Genomic DNA, 536 nt, shown 5'->3' with positions numbered 1-536 from the left:
ATTCAGTCCGCTCAATTAACTAACTAACCCCATTTAACCAGTTAAAACTATTTAGCCAAAAAGGAACAAAATATGAAAATGAGTATGTTTATAACACTAGCCGTTTCAATCATGTTTTCTGCTTTAACAAACGCAGCAGACTATGCCGTTGCTCTAGGCTACGCTGATGTGAATGTTCAACATTTGGGCTACAAACTTTCTGTGACGAACAACTAGTAGTCGTTGGTTGTTGAGTTAGTATTGGGTAAGTGAAAATACAATAGCTGACAAAACTAATAGTTAGTAAAGTAATTAAAGCGATCATTAACTAACCCCAACTTCGGTGAAATCTAAGTAATCGAATATAAATATTGATCTGATGGAAATAAGAATGCCGTTGGGTTTAAATGACGAGAAATAAAGGGCTGAACGTTATGTGTTGGGTCCTTTTCTATTTTTCGTCTAGTTAACAACGCTATGTTGAGCGTATTTAACTTAATTACCCTACAACAGGCTGTTCGGTATAATTTCTCATGCAATCAATAATTTACTTGGTG

1 protein-coding gene is annotated in these 536 nt (G+C 35.1%); it reads left to right on the top strand.

What is annotated here, in order from left to right; translation table 11 throughout:
- Positions 1-72 precede the first annotated feature (72 nt).
- A complete protein-coding gene (locus AB4653_RS27590; protein WP_009846961.1) occupies positions 73-216 on the top strand; it encodes a hypothetical protein in 144 nt (47 codons plus the stop codon).
- Positions 217-536: the final 320 nt, after the last annotated feature.

Origin of the sequence: Vibrio sp. 10N.222.48.A3, assembly GCF_041475345.1 — a bacterium.
GTDB classification, from domain to species: Bacteria; Pseudomonadota; Gammaproteobacteria; order Enterobacterales; family Vibrionaceae; genus Vibrio; species Vibrio tasmaniensis_A.
The sequence above is the reverse complement of the archived record's forward strand: the minus strand, read 5'-3'. Positions and strand labels throughout refer to the sequence as shown.

Coding starts and splice junctions, on each gene's coding strand:
- AB4653_RS27590 (WP_009846961.1), top strand. CDS start 73: ATGAAAATGAGTATGTTTATAACACTAGCCGTTTCAATCATGTTTTCT.